An 18,149-nucleotide genomic window follows, 5' to 3' on the forward strand; every position below is an offset into this window, starting at 1 on the left:
TTTTTTTGCTCTTTTTTTTTATGGTGTCTTTTTTCTTATAGTAATCTGCTTTTTAGTGGTGTAATTTATTTTTAGTTGTTTCAAATAGGCGATACTTTCGAGAACATTTTCCAATTTCTCATCTTTAAATTTTCCTGAAATTGTAAGATCATTCAATTCCTGATCTTCAATAGTAATATCAACGTTATACCAGTTTTCGATGATTTTAACCGTTTCAGAAAGTTTGGTGTTTTTAAGAATAATGGTGTTGCTGATCCACGCGATTTTATCATCACTGTTTTCTGTAGAAATCTCTAAATTTGAGTTTTTGATTAAATCAGCTTGTTGGTTTTTAGTGATTTGGACTTTCTTTCCAGTTGGCGAAGTCACTTCTACTTTTCCAGTAATTACACTGACTTTGGTGTCATGATGATTATAAGAATTGATATCGAATGAAGTTCCTAAAACCCTCACTTTTACATCGTGGGTTTGTACAATGAAAGGTCGTTTGACATCTCTGAAAACTTTAAAATAAGCTTGCCCAACAAGTTCAATATTTCTGGTGGATTCAAATTTTTCAGGATAAGTAATACTACTATTAGAGTTCAAAACAATGACACTACCATCTTCAAGAAAAATTTCTTTCTTTTCTCCTTTAGCTGTAATCTGCGTAATTTCTTTTGGTTTAAATGCAAATTTGGCTGCGGTAAATGCAATTGTTAGACCAGTCACTAAAACAGCTGCAATTTTTAATGCTTTTCGTACTGAATATTTTTTTGGCTTAACTTCTAATTCTAAAAGTATCTTATTTAGAATTGCATCACCTTTTTCATCAGAGATTTGATTTTCTATACCTGATGACTGAATCTGCATCTTATCAAAAAATGCTTCTACAGCTATTTTTTCTTGAGGTGTACAGTTACCTTCTTCGTATTTTTTTGCCAGAAGCAAAAAGTTTTCTTTTTTCAAAATAATATGCTTTTATAAACAAGTCACATATTTTGATTCAAACAAGTAGTCGAAAATGCAGGCTTAACGTTTTCTTAAAACGGGTGTTTTTTAATTAACATAAAGGAACGCCGCCCAGTAAAAAAGAAGATAATTATAGGAAGTAGAATTCAAACGAAGCTGCTTAAGTGCATTGCTGATATGTTTTTCTACGGTATGAATAGACAGATTTAATTTTGCCGCAATTTCAGCATTCGTAAAATGCTCAATTCTACTCAACAAAAAGACTTCACGGCATTTGGGAGTCAATTTGTTAATCTGATCGTTGATATTTCTCTCGAAATCAACATATTCTAAGTCATTTATTGTGAAACCAGGATCGGGAATAGAATCTAAAACTTCAATATGTTGCTGATCAAATTTTAAGTTTCTAATCTGATTGGCAATTTTATATTTGACAGCTCTAAAAAGATAAGCTTCAAGATTTAAAATCACTGTGTTTGAAGCATTTTTCCAGAGACTTATAAAAATTTCCTGAACGATGTCTTCGCAAATTGCTTCATCTTTATAAATCTTAAAAGCGTAGGTATAAAGCTTTTTCCAATAACGGTTAAAAATAATTGAAAACGCAGCATCATTTCCTTCAAAAATTAATTTCTGAAGTTCATCGTCTGTCATTTTCAAAAGATTTCTTTCCATGTGAGATAAAAAAGCAAATGAAAAACAACAGACAAAAAATACCTAAAAAGTTAATTTATCTTTGTGTTAAATTAATGGAATACTTTTTAGAAGAAGAAAAGTTGTAATAAATAATATTAATTAATTGGAAGCACGAGTCCAACCTTTTCGGCTCCCATTACCACAACTGTTCTGAAACGTTTTATATTCTTATTAGAAAAAAACAATTCGCGAGTCAGTTTTTCGTATTCCGACATAGAGGTTACTGCGATAATTAGAATAAAATCAGATTCACCAGTTACATAATAACATTGCTGTACTGCAGAACATGACACAAATGATTTTCGGCTTTCATCAATAAATTCTATCTTCTCACTTTCCAGAAAAATTTCGACCATTAAAGTAACTATACTTGTCAATGAGTCACGATCAATTACAGAAATATCAGATTTGATAATTCCTTTCTCTCTCATTTTTTTAATTCGTCTTTGTACAGCCGCAGCCGATAAGCCGATTTTTTCTCCAATATCACGCTGAGACATCAAATTATTCTCTTGTAGAAACTCTAAAATTATCTTATCAAATTTATCCATACGAAACAAAATTGCATTTTACTACCTCTTTTTAATGAAAAAGCAACCTCAAAAGTATGCAATTTTGCGGTCTAATTTTTTACATCTATGAAAAACAATAATTTGAAAGGTTTTATTCTGGCTATCATCGCAGCTGTTTTATGGGGATTTTCGGGAACATTTGGTCAGTTTCTATTTCAAAATCGAGGTATTAATGTGGAATGGCTGATTACTGTGAGAATGTTAGTTTCTGGAATACTCTTACTAGCTTACGGAAAATACCAGGAAAAACAGAATGTTCTTCAAATCTGGAATAACAGAAAAGATAGTATTCAACTCCTTATTTTCAGTATTGCTGGAATGCTTGCCGTTCAATATACTTATTTTGCAGCCATTAAACACTCCAACGCTCCTACCGCTACCGTTTTACAATTCTGTGGACCAATAATCATTGTTTTATACTTAAGTATTAAAAACCGAAAGCTTCCTCAAAAAAAGGAATTATTGGCCATTATTCTTGCTGTAGCTGGAACTTTTTTACTCGTGACACATGGCAATTTTAGTACTTTGGCAATTTCTGTAACAGCACTATTATTTGGATTAAGTTCAGCAGTTGCTTTAGCAGTTTACACCTTACAACCTGCAAAATTATTAAATAAATATAATGCATCAATTGTAATTGGATGGGCAATGCTTTGCGGTTCAATAGTATTTAGTTTTGTAAAAGCACCATGGTCGATTGATGGTTATTGGGATTTGAAAACATATTTCTTTATTGCAGTCATTATAATCTTTGGAACTTTAATAGCGTTTACTTTTTATCTTCATTCTGTTAAAATCATTGGTGGTCAAAAAGCCAGTCTTTTAGCGTCAGCTGAACCATTAGCAGCCACTTTACTCGCTGTTTTATGGTTGAACACCACTTTTTCTACTATTGACTGGATCGGAAGTATTTTTATTATTTCTACCGTCTTTTTGCTAAGCAAAAACAAAGAAGAGTAGCTTATTTCTCAATGTTTGTTGAAAATAAAAAAGATCAGATATTCTAAAAACATCTGATCTTTTATTGTTAATCTTTAGTGAGTTCTTCAATTCAAAAAAGTAAAATTCTTATCGGTCATCAAATTCTCTACGATTGTAAAAAGCATCGTCATCACTTTCTGAACCAGGTCGGAATTCTTCATCAGGATAATAAGATCTCAGTACTGCTCTTTCATAATTTCGATCGAAATGCTGTTCGGTGTTAAATCTTCCTGTTCTTCTAAAGGTATCATATCCAATAGAATTAGCTTGAACAATCTTGGTGTCTTTATTAATAGTAACTGATCCTATTGGTACTATGAGATGACTGTCTCCATCTCTGTACATAAATTCTCTTCCGTTTTCATTGGCTAATGTATTATGCAATTCATTGCGGCTTTCTTCAATTAATGCTTTATCCACATTTACATCCAAATAAACTACACGTTGCATGTCTTTGTTTACCCATAAATTATCTACTTTTCCAATAGTTCGATTATCAGCATCCACTATTTTCCATCCTCTAACATCAGAATAGTTCGAAGCTACCTTATAATCTGAAAGTTCATCAAGTTTATATAAATTTCTGTCTTTATTTTCCATCTTTCTTTTCATTTAATACATTATATTTTCTGTTTGAGTCGACACTTAATTTGCTGTGCTATCAATTGGCACAGCATTTTCGACTTCAATAGTACTCTGAGTTTGGGTCTGATCATCTCTCAGAAAAAAATAGTATACAAATGCTCCAATTAGCAATATTGCTACAATCCATGGCCAAATTGGCCTTTTCTTTTCTATTTTAATTTCTGCCATAACTTTATATTTTATGTGATTATTTTAACTTTATTATAAAGTTACAAAGCAAAATCAACTGTAAAGTATTTAATTTCAGTCAGATGTTATACAATTCACAGCAGACTAAAGAAAATTTGAAAGGATATAAAACGGTTCTAGCAATAAAAAAGGGATATTTGTAAATTCAATTCAAAAAAAATAAAGCTAGTAGCTCTATTATTACTTTTCGAGAAAAGTCGATCCCAAACAAACCATTTTTATGGATGAACTTATAAATAAAATGAATTCGTACCATTATCTGTCACCAGATACTGTGGAGGCTTTACGCAATATTTGTTTTACAAAGATTTTTAAAAAGAATGATATCCTATTAAGAGCTGGTGATACTGCTCGTTATTACTACTTTGTGAAATCAGGATTACTTGGTTATTACAGCGCAGATGAAAATGGAACGGCTATTTATAAATTATTCTTTGAAGAAAACAGCTTTTGTGCCTCTACATCTTCTCTTATAGAAGAAACGCCAAGCTCTTTTTCAATTGATGCTTTAGAAGATTCCGAAATTATTCTTTATCCATCAGATAAATTTAGAAAACTAATTACAGTACATCATGATTTGGCTTTATTTCACATTGCTTATCTGGAGAAGAATTGGGTTGTAAAAAAAGAGCCTTTAGAAATTATTTTAAAATCAGAATCGGCGAAACAACGTTATTTAACATTGCTTGAAAATTCAAAACTTGTCAAACGTCTCAAACAGCATCAAATTGCCTCTTATTTAGGTATTACTCCTACACAGTTAAGCCGAATACGTAAAGAATTAAATCTTTAATTTCATCAACATTTGTAAACACTTTTCAGGTTTTTACATCTCAATTTTGCATTAAAATTTTAAATTAATTGAGATGAAAACAACTTATGCCTTCGTGCTAATCTTTTTATGGCTGTCTTGCTCTGCACAAAAAATAATTTCTCAGGATGTGTACAGTTCGAAAATGAACAAAAATGTAAAAACGATTATTGTTACCCCTGAAATCAAAAAAGGAAAACGTTATAATTCGGTTTACATTCTTCATGGTTACAGTGGAAATCCAACAAGAACCTATCAAAAAGATATTCCTGATCTGGTAAAAAAATCTCAGCAATTTCAAACAATTTATATATTGGTTGATGGAAATTTCAATAGCTGGTATGTCGATAGTCCTTTAAAAGCAGATTCGCAATACGCAACTTTTATTGGCAAAGAATTAGTAACTTATATTGATTCCCATTATCCAACAATTCAAAACCGAAAAAACAGAGGTATTCTAGGCTGGAGCATGGGAGGATTTGGAGCTTTAAATATTGGTACTAAATACAATGAAAATTTCTCTGTAATTGGTAGTACTTGCGGCGCTCTGGATTTTACTTACTTCGGAGAAAATTATAAGAATTATCAGGTTGAAGATGTTCTTGGAGCATTTGAAAAACTTCCCGCTGACTATTTAGTAGCCAACATTACTAATAGAATGAAAAGCCTAAACCAATCTTATATTTTGGATTGTGGAACGGAAGACGAATTGATGATTGACCTGAATCGTAATTTTCACAAAATACTGACTGATAAAAAAATCAATCATTTTTATACTGAATCTCTAGGAAAACATGATACAGAATATTGGAGCAAAGCTTTATCTAATCAATTGAGTATGTTTCAGAATTATTTCCAAAACTAAAATTTATTATTACGGTGATTTCGTGGATTGATCTGCTTCGATTGAGATATTAAATTAACTTCAACAAATGTTAAATATGAGAAAAGTTCCCAGAAACTCTAATCATTTTGCTTATTTTTGTAAAAGACGCTACAGAAAATTATTTTACAATTTTATTTTCAATTGCTAGAATAAAATTTTTCCAAGAGCTTTTTATAACTATTTTTAGGTGAACTGACCTTGAAAAATCTTTTCTAAAAGTGTCTGAAAAAATTATAATACCAATCATAAGCCCCAAGACTATGAAAAAAATTACTTTACTGATCAGCTTACTACTTACAGTTGCCTGCGTAAACGCACAGCAGGAAAAAGGAATTATCGGATATAATAACTGGCTGGACAACTGGACAGAATTCAAACCTCATAAATCTGAGTCTAAGGAACCAAATCAAATATTGGCTGGAAATATTGCTGAAAACACGAAACTGATGAAAAGAAATGTATATGTTCTTCAGGGAAATGTTTATGTAACTAATAATGCAGTTCTTACTATTGAACCGGGTACAGTAATCATTGGAGATGCTGCTACAAAAGGAACACTGGTTATTACAAAAGGAGCTCAAATTATGGCTGAAGGCCAAGTAACAGACCCTATTGTATTTACTTCAAACAACAGTATGAAAAAAGCTGGTGACTGGGGAGGCTTAGTAATTCTTGGAGATGCTCCTATTAATAAATTTGGTAACGCGGGTTCTTACAATATGGATCTTGATCCTTCTCTTACAGTTTATGGAGGAGAAAATCAAGCAGGAAATTCAGGAATTTTAAGATATGTAAGAATTGAATTTGCTGGAAAAAAAATAAAAGGAGGAGACAACTTTAACGGATTGACCGTTGCGGGAGCAGGAAACAAAACCGTATTAGAAAACATCATGGTAAGTTATTCTGGTGGTAATTCGTTTGCCTTTTATGGAGGTGATGTAAATGCTTCTCAGTTAGTTTCATACAAATCAATCAATGATGATTTCAAACTGACTCAAGGAATACAAGCTCGTTTATTTAACTCTCTTGCTGTGAGATCTTCTTATTTATCTAGTAATAAAGATGGTTCAAGATGTTTGGAGATTAGAGCATACGAAAAGAAAAATGAAACTGACTTTACCAAAAAATCTACTTTTGTTTCTGCTTCAAACATTACGATGTTAAATGACAGTGAAAACATTAAAAACGACATTCAAAAAGGCTTGGTAAAAGAAGCTGTTTATGTTGCAGAAAGTGCATCTTTGGAATTAAAAAGAAGTGTAGTTTCAGGTTTTAATCCAGCGGTTTTATTAGACAGCAACACTGAAATCAATGGTGACAACCTTAAGAAAATCAAATTTGAGGAAATGTTCTTCAATCAATGTTCAGGTAATATTTTCACCGAAAACAAAACTGACAATGCAGACCTAGAAAACTGGTACGGAAATAGTATTTTCTCTAACGTTTATTCGCATACCGATAACAAAGAAACATTTGTTGACATATACAATGCAAGAAGACCTGATTTCAGACTTCAATTAGGAAAAATTACTGCATCAAGCGGTAAATAAGCTAAAACAACAAACACATAAAAAAAGGAAACAGTGAAATTTATCTCTGTTTCCTTTTTTTTATTTTAGAAAAAATAGCACTGATCGCTTATTTCTTAGAATTCTAAAAATCTAAAGATTACTTTCCAAAAAGTACTTTTCTATGATTGGTTCCCCACTCATGAAGTTCTTTCATTATACCTGTTAGACTTTCTCCATAAGCAGTTAAGGAATACTCGATCAAAACTGGATAAGTATCCAAAACTGTTCTTTTAATTAACTTGTTTTGTTCGAGTTCTTTCAACTCTTTTGCGAGAACTTTTGGCGAAATATTAAAAACAGTATTCTGAATTTCATTAAAACGCTTATTTCCCAGCATTAGAGATACTATTATTAAAAGTTTCCATTTACCATTTAAAACATCCAAAGCATCACGTATAGGAAGCATTTGTTTCTTACATTCACCAAAAGCATTGTCGTTTTCTTTCATCTGTTTAAATCGATTTCACTTTCCAAAAGGAAAGTACTTTCTTTTGGAAAGCAAAGTTATATAAATTTGGCTATACGTTAATCTATTTAAATAAAACAAATATGGAAAAAATTTTGGTTACCGGCGCTTCTGGTCATTTTGGAAAAACTGCTGTGAAAAATCTAATAAACAAATCGGGCGATTCTAAAAAAATATATGCGATGATTCGAGATGAAAACAAAGCCGAAGATTTAAAAAAGATGGGAGCCGAAGTTCTGATAGCAAACTATAACGATTATTCTTCTTTGATTTTGGCTTTTAAAGATATCGACAAAATACTTTTTGTGTCCAGCAGTGATCTTTCCGACAGAGACAATCAACATAAAAATGTTATAAATGCGGCAAAAGAAGCTCAGGTAAAACATATTCTTTATACCAGTGTGCTTCAGAATGAAAATATCGAAAATTCTGCTATTGCATTTGTTAATGAAGTACATATTAAAACTGAAAAATGGCTGGCAGAAAGCGGGCTCTCTTATGCTATAATGAGAAATTCTGTTTACATGGATCTCATACCATTTTTTATAGGAAATAAAGTAATTGAAACACAAAGCATTTATTTTCCAGCAGGTAATGGAAAAGCAGCATTCGCACTCCGTTCAGATATGGCAGAAGCAGCTGCAAATATTTTATTGCAAAATGTATTTTCAGAGAAAATCTATCCTATTACAAATCCTCAGACTTATTCATATCAGGATATTTCAGATACAATTTCTCAAATTTCAGGAAAAGAAATTTCATATACTTCTCCTTCATCTGAGGAATATAAAAAAATGCTTTTAGAAATAGGTGTTTCGCAAGAATACATTTTTTTCCTTTCGAGTTTTGCAGAAGCTCAGTTTCAAGGAGAATTTGATCTTGTCTCTGAAGATCTTAAAAATCTTCTCGGAAGAAAACCTGTTTCGTTAAAAGAGTATCTTCAACATCTCTTTAAAGAGTCTTAAATCAACAAAAACAATTTTAAAAATAAAGAAATAGCGATGTATATAGAAATACATCGCTATTATCATTTTTTACAATTTTGTCACTTTAAGATTTTTGAAATATCCTTCAGTACCTGGTCCGACCCAGAAACCTATTGAACCGTTTCCTTTTGTTCCGTGCTTCATATCTAAAACTACAATTGAAGGTTGCTCATTATTATCTAAATAAAGTCTGGCTTGAGCTCCTTGGACTACAATTTTTATTTTGATCCAGGAATTCATTTGCATATCTGCATAGGATTCATACTTTTCAGGTTCCTCTTTTCTAAGTCTGTCAAATTTAAAATCAGGATAAGCATAATACTGTATAGAATGGTTTCTTCTAATCTGATCTTCGCTACGACCATTATCTGGACGAATATAAATATTCTCAAATTTTGAATTATCGTCATTTATTCTAAATGCTACTCCAATAAATCCTCTAGCCCACTCCGGCGCATCTGGTAAAAATTTACTTAAAACTTCAACTTCAATTGTACCATTTTCAAAACTGAAATCTTTTAATTTTACAAAGGTTGGTTCATCAAAAACTTTCACCTTTGGATCCATTACCACCTTTATTACTTTTCCATTATCTTTTTTTACATTTTCAACCTCTGCAAGTCCTCGAATCAATATGCTTTTATCGAGAGCTAGTTCTTGTCCGAATGCCTGAACTTTAATAAATGTAGCTAATATTACCATTAAAAATATGTTTTTTCTAATGTTGATGATGGCATTATTACCTGTTTTAAGACTAATTACTTTCATAAATCGATATTTAAATATTATAAAACAAAATTATTTTTTTCATCTTTCGTGTTTCTGGTAAAAATGCCTAAAGAATCAGTAATTTTGCACTATGGAAATCTTCTCCCTTTTTAAAGATCTCGACCTTACGTTTCATCAATGGAAAAAAGGTACTTATGACACTCATAAGCACAGTTTCTTTGAGTTCATATATATCACTAAAGGTCAAGGTATTCATACGATAAATAATAAAAAGCACATTTATAAAGAAGGTGATTTTTTCTTATTGATTCCTAACGATGAACATCATCTAGAAGTACATAAATCAACTGACTTTTATGTGTTTCTTTTTAATAAAATCTATTTTAACAGAGAAAAGTCAAAATCTGACAAACTGATTGATTTCTCTATAATTTTCAAGCATTTAGAGTTTATTCTTTTAAACACCAGACACATAAAACAACCCATTTTTACTGATTCATCAGAAAGAGCAACAATAGCATTTCTTATGACTCAAATTGGCTCTGAATTTGAAACCAAAAACATATTTTTTGAAACTATTGTTCAAAATACAGTTGTACATATATTATGTCTAATTGCGAGAAAAATCAGAGAAGAATTCCTCGGCGAATTCATACAGAATGGATCAGATTCAAACATTGCTGAAGTACTGTTTTATATTCAGGATAATATTTACAATAATGATAAAATCAAAATATCCAATCTGGCTTCAAAATTTAATAAATCCAGAAACCACTTTGGGGTTTACTTTAAATCGAACACAGGATTCACTGCAAAAGAATATATCTTAAACTATAAGTATCAATTAATTAAAAACAAACTGCTTTATACTGATAATAATATTGGGGAGATCGCTTATGCTTTAGGTTTTACAGACGAAAATCATCTCAATAAATTTTTGAAGGCCCGCCTTGGCATGACGGGTACTTCTTTTAGAAAAATGAATTTAAAAGAATTAAAAAATACTGACTTCAAATAATCAGATATTATTATGAATATTTTTTCATCTATAAAGACGCAATCTTAATAAAATCGCTGTACTGTTATAAAAATTATTCTTTTAACAAAAGAGCGAAACGGTTTTAATTTATTAGATTTGCAGGACACTTGTAATAGATATGAACAGAAAGAGTAGTCTTCCACCTCCAAGAGCTTAATATTTCTTAGAATTTACAGAAGTATGAAATGTCAATACAACCTTATTGACTGTTTTGTCATGCTTTAAACTTTCAACTAAATATTAAATTCAAAAAGGTCAAGCATTCTTTATGAAAAAATCATATCTATTATTACACACAGCTGTAATATTTCTTGGATTTTCCGGAGTCTTCGGAAAATTAATATCCCTAAATGAGGGATTAATTACTTGGTACAGAGTTTTATTCTCTGCCATTATTCTGTTCTTTATTATAAAATTGTTTAAAATACCAAACAAGATAAATTTTAAAGAAAAAATAGCCATTGGCAAAATAGGAATATTGATAACATTATCTTGGGTACTTTTTTATGCCAGTATTAAATACTCCAACATTTCTATTGGAGTGATCTGTTTTTGCATGGCAAGCTTCTTTACTGCGGTTTTTGAACCTCTGATAAATAAACAAAAATTCAGATCTTCTGAGTTTTTATTAAGTACATTAACATTGATAGGGGTAAGTTTTATATTCCATTTCGATACATCTTATCGTATAGGCATTTTATTGGGTATTATTTCACCTTTATTTTCATCACTCTACACCATTTATAATGAGCGACTGGTAAAAAACTACGACAGTAAACTTATCAATTACTATCAGATGATTGGAGGAACGATTGCACTTGGTCTTGCACTTCCCTTTTTCCTATACTTTTTTACTACTGCAAACCTTATTCCTTCTGCTAAAGACCTATTTTATCTTATTTTATTGTCACTTTTTTGCACGGTAGGTGTATATGTAACTTTTACAGAATTACTCAAAAAAATATCTGCTTTTACGATTAATCTCAGTATAAATCTCGAACCTGTCTACGCCATCATTATAGCGTTTCTCTTTTTTGGAGAAGGTAAAGAAGTAAATTTTTCATTTTACATTGGATTGTTTTTTGTTATACTTTCTGTGATTTTACAAACTGTAATTTCTATCAAGAGAAACAAAACAATACAGCACTAAATATTTTATATCTAAAACTCCTGACCTAAAAAGCAGGAGTTTTTTTTTATAGACATAAATAATGCATTTTATTTCAAGCATGACAATTAAAATTTGTGTATATAACAAAAAGTCTTACCCAATATAGATAAGACTTTAAAACAAACAAAAAATATAAAAAATAAAAAACTATAAATTCATTAATCTTTATGGCTTGAAGACTATTAGTAATTTTTTAAATAGGAAAGCTGTCTTCCCATTTTACCATCTCCCAATTTTCTGCTTCACTGTCAGAAAGCAAACAGGACTCAAATTCTGAAACATACTTTTCTTTATCCAGATTTTGTCCTATAAACACAATTTCATTTTTCCGATCACCCCATTTCTTATGCCATCCGTTTTCAATATCATGTTGATTATCTATAAATGAACCGTAACTAATTCGTTCCTTAAAAGGCATACTGCACCACCAAACGCCTGCTGCTTCAACTCTCATACTTCCTCCAGCTTGACTAAAACTGATTGCCATCTCTGGTCGTGAAGCTAGCCAAAACAGTCCTTTTGCACGAATAATAGTATTGGGATAAACATTATTCAGATAATTGAACCATTTCTCAGGATGAAAAGGTTTTTTACTGCGAAAAACAAAAGACGAAATTCCGTATTCTTCTGTCTCAGGCACGTGTTCATTTTCCAGTTCTTTTATCCATCCGGCTGACATTTGAGCCTTGTCAAAATCAAAACTTTTTGTGTTAAGAATCTCAATGGGATCAACTGTTCCGAATGTACTCCGAATAATTTTTGCCTCTGGATTAAGTTTTTGCAAGGCAGCTTCTAAAACCCCCAAGACATCTTCTGGTACCAAATCTGCTTTATTCAACAAAATAACATTCGCGAATTCGATCTGATCCGTCAGCAGATTGACTATCGTTCTGTTATCCTGAATATCATCCGTTAATTTTCGGTCACGAAGTATCTGATCTGAATTAAAATCTCTGAAAAAATTAAAAGAATCTACAACCGTCACCATGGTATCTATATAACTAAAACGAGATAAATCAATTTCTCCATCTTCACTGGCAAAACTAAAAGTCTGTGCAACGGGAATAGGTTCTGAAATACCTGTACTTTCAATCAGCAGATAATCAAATCTGTTTTCTTTTGCAAGACGTTCAACTTCAACCATTAAATCCTCTCTTAGCGTACAGCAGATACAACCATTGCTCATTTCAACCAATTTTTCATCTGTCCTTGAAAGTGTATTTTCTTTTGCAATCAGCTGGGCATCAATATTAATTTCACTCATATCATTAACGATAACGGCTACTTTTAATCCTTTTTTATTGTGCAGTACATGATTTAAAAGTGTTGTTTTTCCTGCTCCTAAAAAACCACTCAAAACAGTTACAGGCAATTTTTTATTTAATTCCATTTTATAAAATTTGAAAGTTTATTTTTAATGTGATCAGAATTAGTATTAGATGTTTACTGTCAAACCTAAAGAGATATTAATTCCAGGCAATGGTGCCAAATATTTTAAGAACGAATTCTGCGGCCTAGCTTCAACATTAAGCAGATTACTTCCTGCAGCGAAATATTCAATTCTATAATCTTTAAAAAGCATATTATAGGCCAGTCTTGCAGAAAGTAGTGAATATGCAGGCATAGGAGGTTCTGGATTAATGTTCTTACCAAGAAAACGTTGTTCAAGATAGCGATCGAATGCTGCGTTAAATTCAAATTTTTTAAAACTAATTCCGCTAGAAAATCCAAATCTACTGGTAGGCATATTGGGCATATAATCACCTTCAGCCCAATCTCTCATATGATCTTTGGAAATATTGATGTTTTTTACCAAATCAAAATAAGAACCAAGCTGAATATTGAAATTTTCGTTGATCTTTTGGTTGTAATTCATTTCAGCCTCCCATCCGTTTAATTCGGTATCAGATTGGCGCCATTCTTTCACCAAAAAACCTCCTGAACGTGCTATTCCGGTATGAGCCAGATATAAATAATTATCAAGCTCTGTACGATAGTGAGTAACGGAAAGCTTTAATCCAGCGTAATTAAATCCTGCCTCAAACTCCATCGTTTTTGCAGTTTCTTTGTTTAGCCGATCATCTCCGTTTTCTTCCAAAATAATAGCAAAATGATTATTACCTGCATAAAGTTCATTAACATCTGGAGCGCGCTCTGAATGAGAATAAGAAGTTCGTAAATAAGCATACTTGTTAATATTTGTTTGAACTCCCGAAGTAAACTGATTGAGATTAAAATCTCGATCTGAAAGCTTTCCTCCACCAAGTCCCCTACTTGGTTTATAACCTTCTGTGAGCATGGCTCGTCGTTGAACTAGATCATGACGATAACCAGCATTTAGCTTTAAAAATTTTATTGAAAATTGCTGCAGAGTAAAAATTCCATATTCTCTGCTTTTATTATCAGGAAGATAACGTTGTTCTCCACTTCCGTCGATATTAACAACCGAAATGTCTACACCTGATAATCCTTTTAAAAATTGTAAAGGCCGTTGATCTACCTCTAACCTAACAATCTGACGTGAGGCTGAAAATCTATTAGCAAGATAATCTCCTGTAAGTTCACTATCTTTAGAATAGTTCATCATATAATTGAATCGCATTGCAGCAATTAGTGCAGTCTGTGGCCTGTATTCAGATTCCATCATAAAACTATTGCCTACAGATCTTGTATTTATTGGCAAATAAACACTTTCTCCTTCTACTTCATGCGTGTAACCATCATCATGTGTATGCGTATGTCCCGGCAATTTACGCAGTGCAAAACCAGGAATTCCATAATATCCGTATGATCTTTTAAAACCAACGCCGATATTAAATTTTTCGCCGATATAACCCGTTCCAAAATTTAATGCATAACTGTTGGCGTGACTATTAGGCATTGTCCCTTTTTTCACAGGAACATAATCCGTTATACTTTTCACAATAGTGGTTGAAAAAGGTGTTCCTACTGGCTGTCCTGCGATATATAAACTGTTTTTAGGATTTGACACATAAGCACCATCGAGAAAGGATCTTTCCTCAAAAGTGTATAAGTCGGCTTCAGTAAGATCCCATTGTGGGTCATTCATTTTTTCCAGAACAAATTGACTTATATAGGGATACAAAGTCAAGTTTCTGGTGGTCTCTTTCTGTACATGAACTTGTGCCATTGAGGCTGTTAAATCATCAATTTTAGGATCATAAGCAACTGGAGCTTTAGTATTTCCTGGTATTTTGATATCGTCATTCCACCTATTCATTCCCCCAGCATGCCAAACCCATTTCCTTCCAATATTTCCATTAAAATCAAAAGATTGTTTATATCCCAAATTGGTACTTCCTTCTGCCCGCACGGAACCTGAAAGAGATTTAAGAGCTTTTTCTTTAGGGATTGTATTGTCTTTCAAGTTAACGGCACCTCCAATTGCTCTTCCTCCAAAAAGAACATTTCCATCATTAATATGAATATCAATACCTAGCAGGTTATCCATATCAGTAATCAAATTAAGATTTGGACTAATTCCTGAAAGATCATTCATTGCCATTCCATTGTTTAACACCTTAACACGATTACCGCTAAGGCTTCTGATTACCACAGCACCCGAATTAGGGCCGAAATAAGAATTTTGAATTCCCGGAACATGACTGAGTGCATCTCCAAGAGTTGCAGACTGACTCTTTAGAAGTTCTTTTCGGGAAATTTTTCTTGAATTAGACAACTCTGGCTTAGAATTACTATGAATTACAACCTCTTTCAATTGATTTGTTTTTACACTGTCAATTGGTTTTGTATTCTGCGAGTAGACTAGATTAAAGGCGAAGAAAAATAAAAAGTGGTATGATATCCGCATAAGTGTGCTGAGTTTATTTTAAATGATGGCAAATATAAAGCTTAAAATATTTATCGCAACAATATTGCAATAAAATATCGCAACTTTGTTGCAATAATAATTTTTAAAATATACTTTTGGCAAAAATTTTAAATATGAGAAAAGAAAAAAATTCCTTCAAACTACTAATTATAGGACTTTTGTTCCTATCAATCGCAGCCTGCAACAGCGACGATGAAAAAGCTCCCCAAAAGCAGATTGACATTGAACTCTCTCCAACTATCACAATGGTTTATGGAGAACAACAGGAAATTGCTCTGCCATCTGATGTTTTGGGTGCATCTGATCTTCAGGTAAATTTAGATTTCAGTCTTAATGAGAACATAAAAGTTAATTCTGTTGAATATCTTAATGATAAACTTTCAAAAGCGATAACCATCAACAAAGAATCTAGAAAAATCAATATAAAAAGTGAGCTCCTTTATGCTAATAGCACTATTTCAAGTATTAATGGTGTAAAATTACCTGATAGTTATAAGATTATTATAAATGTGAGTTCGGCAAGTCAGAACTTTCAGGGCAAACAGACCGTTGATCTCAAAATCAATCCCGCGAAGCTCACAGTTAAAGATCTAGATAGTAAAGCTTCGATCCCTGTAGCCTATGTCATATATGGTGATCTTGCTAATTTTGAGCTTGAAGTCCCTAAAAACACTTCATCTGATGTAAGCTGGGTAATTGAAAATCAATCGGCTATTGGAACAGAGGTATCATTAACAGCAAACATTTTGAAATTTAATTCAAATGCTGGAGATCCAAATAAAAAGGCTGAAAAAACTTATGATGTGAGTCCAGTACTGCTTAAAGATGGTTTTCGTATTGCGTCCACAACATTTCGCGTAATATTTATTCCAAAAATAAAATTCTTCTATGGTACCTATTATCCTGAATATGATCTTACCATATTATTAAATAATCTCCATATTGCTCTATCAAATGGTTATGTATCTGCTACTCCTGCATTTTCACCAGAAGCTTACAAATCATCATTTATTATTAATGGAATTAAAAAAGATGGGCAATCCTTTAACGATACCGAAAGTATATTTTCTATAAATGAAAAAACGGGATCTGTAACAATAAAGAAAAGTACTTCACTCACAGCAGGTTCATATGAAATCACCGTTAAAGCATTAACAACTACAGGACTTGAATTTCTGACTACCCTTACTCTGAATATGTCAAAAGCAGAATAAGCGTTTAACATCGTAATACATCTTATCGATAATTAAAAAATATATAACAAAAAGAGCCGTCTAAATAGACGGCTCTTTTTTATTTCTTCATAACAAATTACAAACAGAGTTTTTTTAGAGTATTTCTATATTTAACACTCTATTTTAAGGCACCAAAACAGCACGACCTTTTATTTTTCCTTGTCTCATTTTCTCATAAACTTCATTAGCATCATCAAGTTTATGCTTTTCTATTTCAATATGGATTTTCTTTTGCCTTGCAAGACCTACTACTTCCATTAGTTCAGTTTTGGAACCCCAGTACGGATTTGTCATACTCACGCCAAATGGCAAGCCATTCATACTGTATTGATAATGTCCTCCTCCTAAACCTATAATAGTTAAATCACCATCTAAACTAACAACCTTTGTCCCTAAATCTATAGTAGAAGTAGCACCTACAAAATCAAGTACTACTTTTGCTTTCTTTATTCCTGTAATTTTTTGAATTTGTTCCGCTGCATCAGCATCTCTGGAATTGATAGTAAAATCTGCACCCAGTTCACTTGCAAATGCAAGTTTTTCTTCTGTAACATCACAAGCAATAATAGCTGCTCCACTAATTTCTCTTAAAATCTGTAATGCAACGTGACCTAATCCTCCCACACCAATTACAACAACAAATTCGTCAGGCATTAATTTAGGAAGAGAACGTTTTATCGCTGAATAAGGAGTAAGAGCAGCATCTGTAAGCGGAGCTGCAATAACAGGATCAAGATCATATATCGGAACCAAAAGCCTCGATGAAGGAACCAACATATAATCTGCCATACCACCATCTAATCCGAGTCCTCCCCCATAAGCTTGTTCTGACTGATGATCACAGTAATTCTCTTTTGACTGTTGACAAGGCTTACAATGTCCGCAACCCCACGGTCCATAAACCAGAACTGCATCTCCTTTTTTGTATCCTTTTACGTTTTCACCTATTTCTTCTATCCATCCCGCATTTTCATGTCCTAAAGTAAAAACGGTATCTCCAACTGTGCCTTCATCAATAATATGCAAATCTGAATGACACACACCCGCGCCGCCAATTTTTAATAAAACTTCATCACCCTGAGGAACTGGTCTTTCCATATCATTAACGACACGGACATCTTTATGTCCAAAAAAACGTACTGCTTTCATAAATTAACTTTTGATATTAATATCTACTAATTTACAAATTGTATAGATTAAAGATTATATATCTCAAGTTAAGTTTATCCTAATAAATCTAACAGATCACTAATTATTTATGGCGTTCCCCTCCGGGTCGTGCTGTCCGCTTTATCTTTTGCGGGATAAGGTTTCAGGGATAAAAAAAGGTTTTGTACGCCCGCAAAAGGATGCCGCTCCCATCACTAA

General features: G+C 32.3%; 18 protein-coding genes. 8 read left to right on the forward strand and 10 right to left on the reverse strand.

Annotation, left to right across the window (positions count from 1 at the left end; genetic code table 11):
- Nucleotides 1–18: 18 nt before the first annotated feature.
- The 3 genes from NQQ59_RS23750 to NQQ59_RS23760 form a co-directional block, all read right to left on the reverse strand.
- Nucleotides 19–948, reverse strand: coding sequence for a FecR family protein (locus tag NQQ59_RS23750; RefSeq protein WP_144212181.1), 930 nt, complete (start codon nt 946–948; stop codon nt 19–21).
- A gap of 90 nt (nt 949–1,038) precedes the next feature.
- A complete protein-coding gene (locus tag NQQ59_RS23755) occupies nt 1,039–1,626 on the reverse strand; it encodes an RNA polymerase sigma factor (protein ID WP_144212179.1) in 588 nt (195 codons plus the stop codon).
- 116 nt (nt 1,627–1,742) lie between these two features.
- The gene (locus NQQ59_RS23760) at nt 1,743–2,198 is read right to left on the reverse strand and encodes an Lrp/AsnC family transcriptional regulator (protein ID WP_144212177.1); all 456 of its coding nucleotides are present in this window, start codon (nt 2,196–2,198) and stop codon (nt 1,743–1,745) included.
- Nucleotides 2,199–2,285: 87 nt separating this feature from the next.
- On the opposite strand from NQQ59_RS23760, the gene NQQ59_RS23765 reads away from it, so the two are divergent.
- Entirely contained in the window at nt 2,286–3,179 is an 894-nt protein-coding gene (locus NQQ59_RS23765; protein WP_144212175.1) for an EamA family transporter, read from the forward strand.
- Between the two features lie 108 nt (nt 3,180–3,287).
- On the opposite strand, the gene NQQ59_RS23770 is transcribed toward NQQ59_RS23765, so the two are convergent.
- Together NQQ59_RS23770 and NQQ59_RS23775 are read right to left on the reverse strand one after the other, a co-directional pair.
- On the reverse strand, nt 3,288–3,800 hold the full coding sequence (locus tag NQQ59_RS23770) for a PRC-barrel domain-containing protein (RefSeq protein ID WP_144212173.1): 513 nt from the start codon (nt 3,798–3,800) through the stop codon (nt 3,288–3,290).
- Between the two features lie 45 nt (nt 3,801–3,845).
- Nucleotides 3,846–4,013 carry a hypothetical protein gene (locus NQQ59_RS23775; RefSeq protein WP_186296534.1) on the reverse strand — a complete coding sequence of 56 codons (168 nt, stop codon included), beginning with the start codon at nt 4,011–4,013 and terminating at the stop codon, nt 3,846–3,848.
- 241 nt (nt 4,014–4,254) lie between these two features.
- On the opposite strand from NQQ59_RS23775, the gene NQQ59_RS23780 reads away from it, so the two are divergent.
- The 3 genes from NQQ59_RS23780 (at nt 4,255) to NQQ59_RS23790 (ending at nt 7,281) form a co-directional block, all read left to right on the forward strand.
- Nucleotides 4,255–4,827: a Crp/Fnr family transcriptional regulator gene (locus NQQ59_RS23780; protein ID WP_144212170.1), complete on the forward strand. Its 573-nt coding sequence runs from the start codon at nt 4,255–4,257 to the stop codon at nt 4,825–4,827.
- Between the two features lie 73 nt (nt 4,828–4,900).
- Nucleotides 4,901–5,710 (forward strand): alpha/beta hydrolase, encoded by an 810-nt coding sequence (locus NQQ59_RS23785; protein WP_144212168.1) that lies wholly within the window; start codon nt 4,901–4,903, stop codon nt 5,708–5,710.
- 281 nt (nt 5,711–5,991) lie between these two features.
- Nucleotides 5,992–7,281 (forward strand): hypothetical protein, encoded by a 1,290-nt coding sequence (locus tag NQQ59_RS23790; RefSeq protein WP_144212166.1) that lies wholly within the window; start codon nt 5,992–5,994, stop codon nt 7,279–7,281.
- A 118-nt stretch (nt 7,282–7,399) separates the two neighbouring features.
- Here the strand turns inward: NQQ59_RS23790 and NQQ59_RS23795 are convergent, their stop codons facing one another.
- A complete protein-coding gene (locus NQQ59_RS23795; RefSeq protein ID WP_144212164.1) occupies nt 7,400–7,750 on the reverse strand; it encodes a winged helix-turn-helix transcriptional regulator in 351 nt (116 codons plus the stop codon).
- Nucleotides 7,751–7,851: 101 nt separating this feature from the next.
- Between NQQ59_RS23795 and NQQ59_RS23800 the strand changes: the two genes are divergently transcribed.
- Nucleotides 7,852–8,733 (forward strand): SDR family oxidoreductase, encoded by an 882-nt coding sequence (locus NQQ59_RS23800; RefSeq protein WP_144212162.1) that lies wholly within the window; start codon nt 7,852–7,854, stop codon nt 8,731–8,733.
- Between the two features lie 69 nt (nt 8,734–8,802).
- On the opposite strand, the gene NQQ59_RS23805 is transcribed toward NQQ59_RS23800, so the two are convergent.
- Nucleotides 8,803–9,522, reverse strand: a complete 720-nt coding sequence (locus tag NQQ59_RS23805) for a hypothetical protein (protein WP_222104861.1) — start codon at nt 9,520–9,522, stop codon at nt 8,803–8,805.
- A 91-nt stretch (nt 9,523–9,613) separates the two neighbouring features.
- Here NQQ59_RS23805 and NQQ59_RS23810 point away from each other — a divergent pair, with 91 nt between their 5' ends.
- Both NQQ59_RS23810 and NQQ59_RS23815 read left to right on the forward strand, forming a co-directional pair.
- A complete protein-coding gene (locus NQQ59_RS23810; protein WP_144212160.1) occupies nt 9,614–10,501 on the forward strand; it encodes an AraC family transcriptional regulator in 888 nt (295 codons plus the stop codon).
- A 289-nt stretch (nt 10,502–10,790) separates the two neighbouring features.
- Nucleotides 10,791–11,672: a DMT family transporter gene (locus tag NQQ59_RS23815; RefSeq protein ID WP_144212147.1), complete on the forward strand. Its 882-nt coding sequence runs from the start codon at nt 10,791–10,793 to the stop codon at nt 11,670–11,672.
- 214 nt (nt 11,673–11,886) lie between these two features.
- Here NQQ59_RS23815 and NQQ59_RS23820 read toward each other — a convergent pair whose 3' ends face one another.
- A complete protein-coding gene (locus tag NQQ59_RS23820) occupies nt 11,887–13,083 on the reverse strand; it encodes a GTP-binding protein (RefSeq protein WP_144212145.1) in 1,197 nt (398 codons plus the stop codon).
- 45 nt (nt 13,084–13,128) lie between these two features.
- The gene (locus NQQ59_RS23825) at nt 13,129–15,525 is read right to left on the reverse strand and encodes a TonB-dependent receptor domain-containing protein (RefSeq protein WP_144212143.1); all 2,397 of its coding nucleotides are present in this window, start codon (nt 15,523–15,525) and stop codon (nt 13,129–13,131) included.
- A 134-nt stretch (nt 15,526–15,659) separates the two neighbouring features.
- On the opposite strand from NQQ59_RS23825, the gene NQQ59_RS23830 reads away from it, so the two are divergent.
- A complete protein-coding gene (locus NQQ59_RS23830) occupies nt 15,660–16,760 on the forward strand; it encodes a hypothetical protein (protein WP_144212141.1) in 1,101 nt (366 codons plus the stop codon).
- A 144-nt stretch (nt 16,761–16,904) separates the two neighbouring features.
- On the opposite strand, the gene NQQ59_RS23835 is transcribed toward NQQ59_RS23830, so the two are convergent.
- Nucleotides 16,905–17,930, reverse strand: coding sequence for an NAD(P)-dependent alcohol dehydrogenase (locus NQQ59_RS23835; RefSeq protein WP_144212139.1), 1,026 nt, complete (start codon nt 17,928–17,930; stop codon nt 16,905–16,907).
- Nucleotides 17,931–18,149 lie beyond the last annotated feature (219 nt).

Source organism: Flavobacterium panacis (assembly GCF_024649945.1).
Lineage (GTDB): Bacteria > Bacteroidota > Bacteroidia > Flavobacteriales > Flavobacteriaceae > Flavobacterium > Flavobacterium panacis.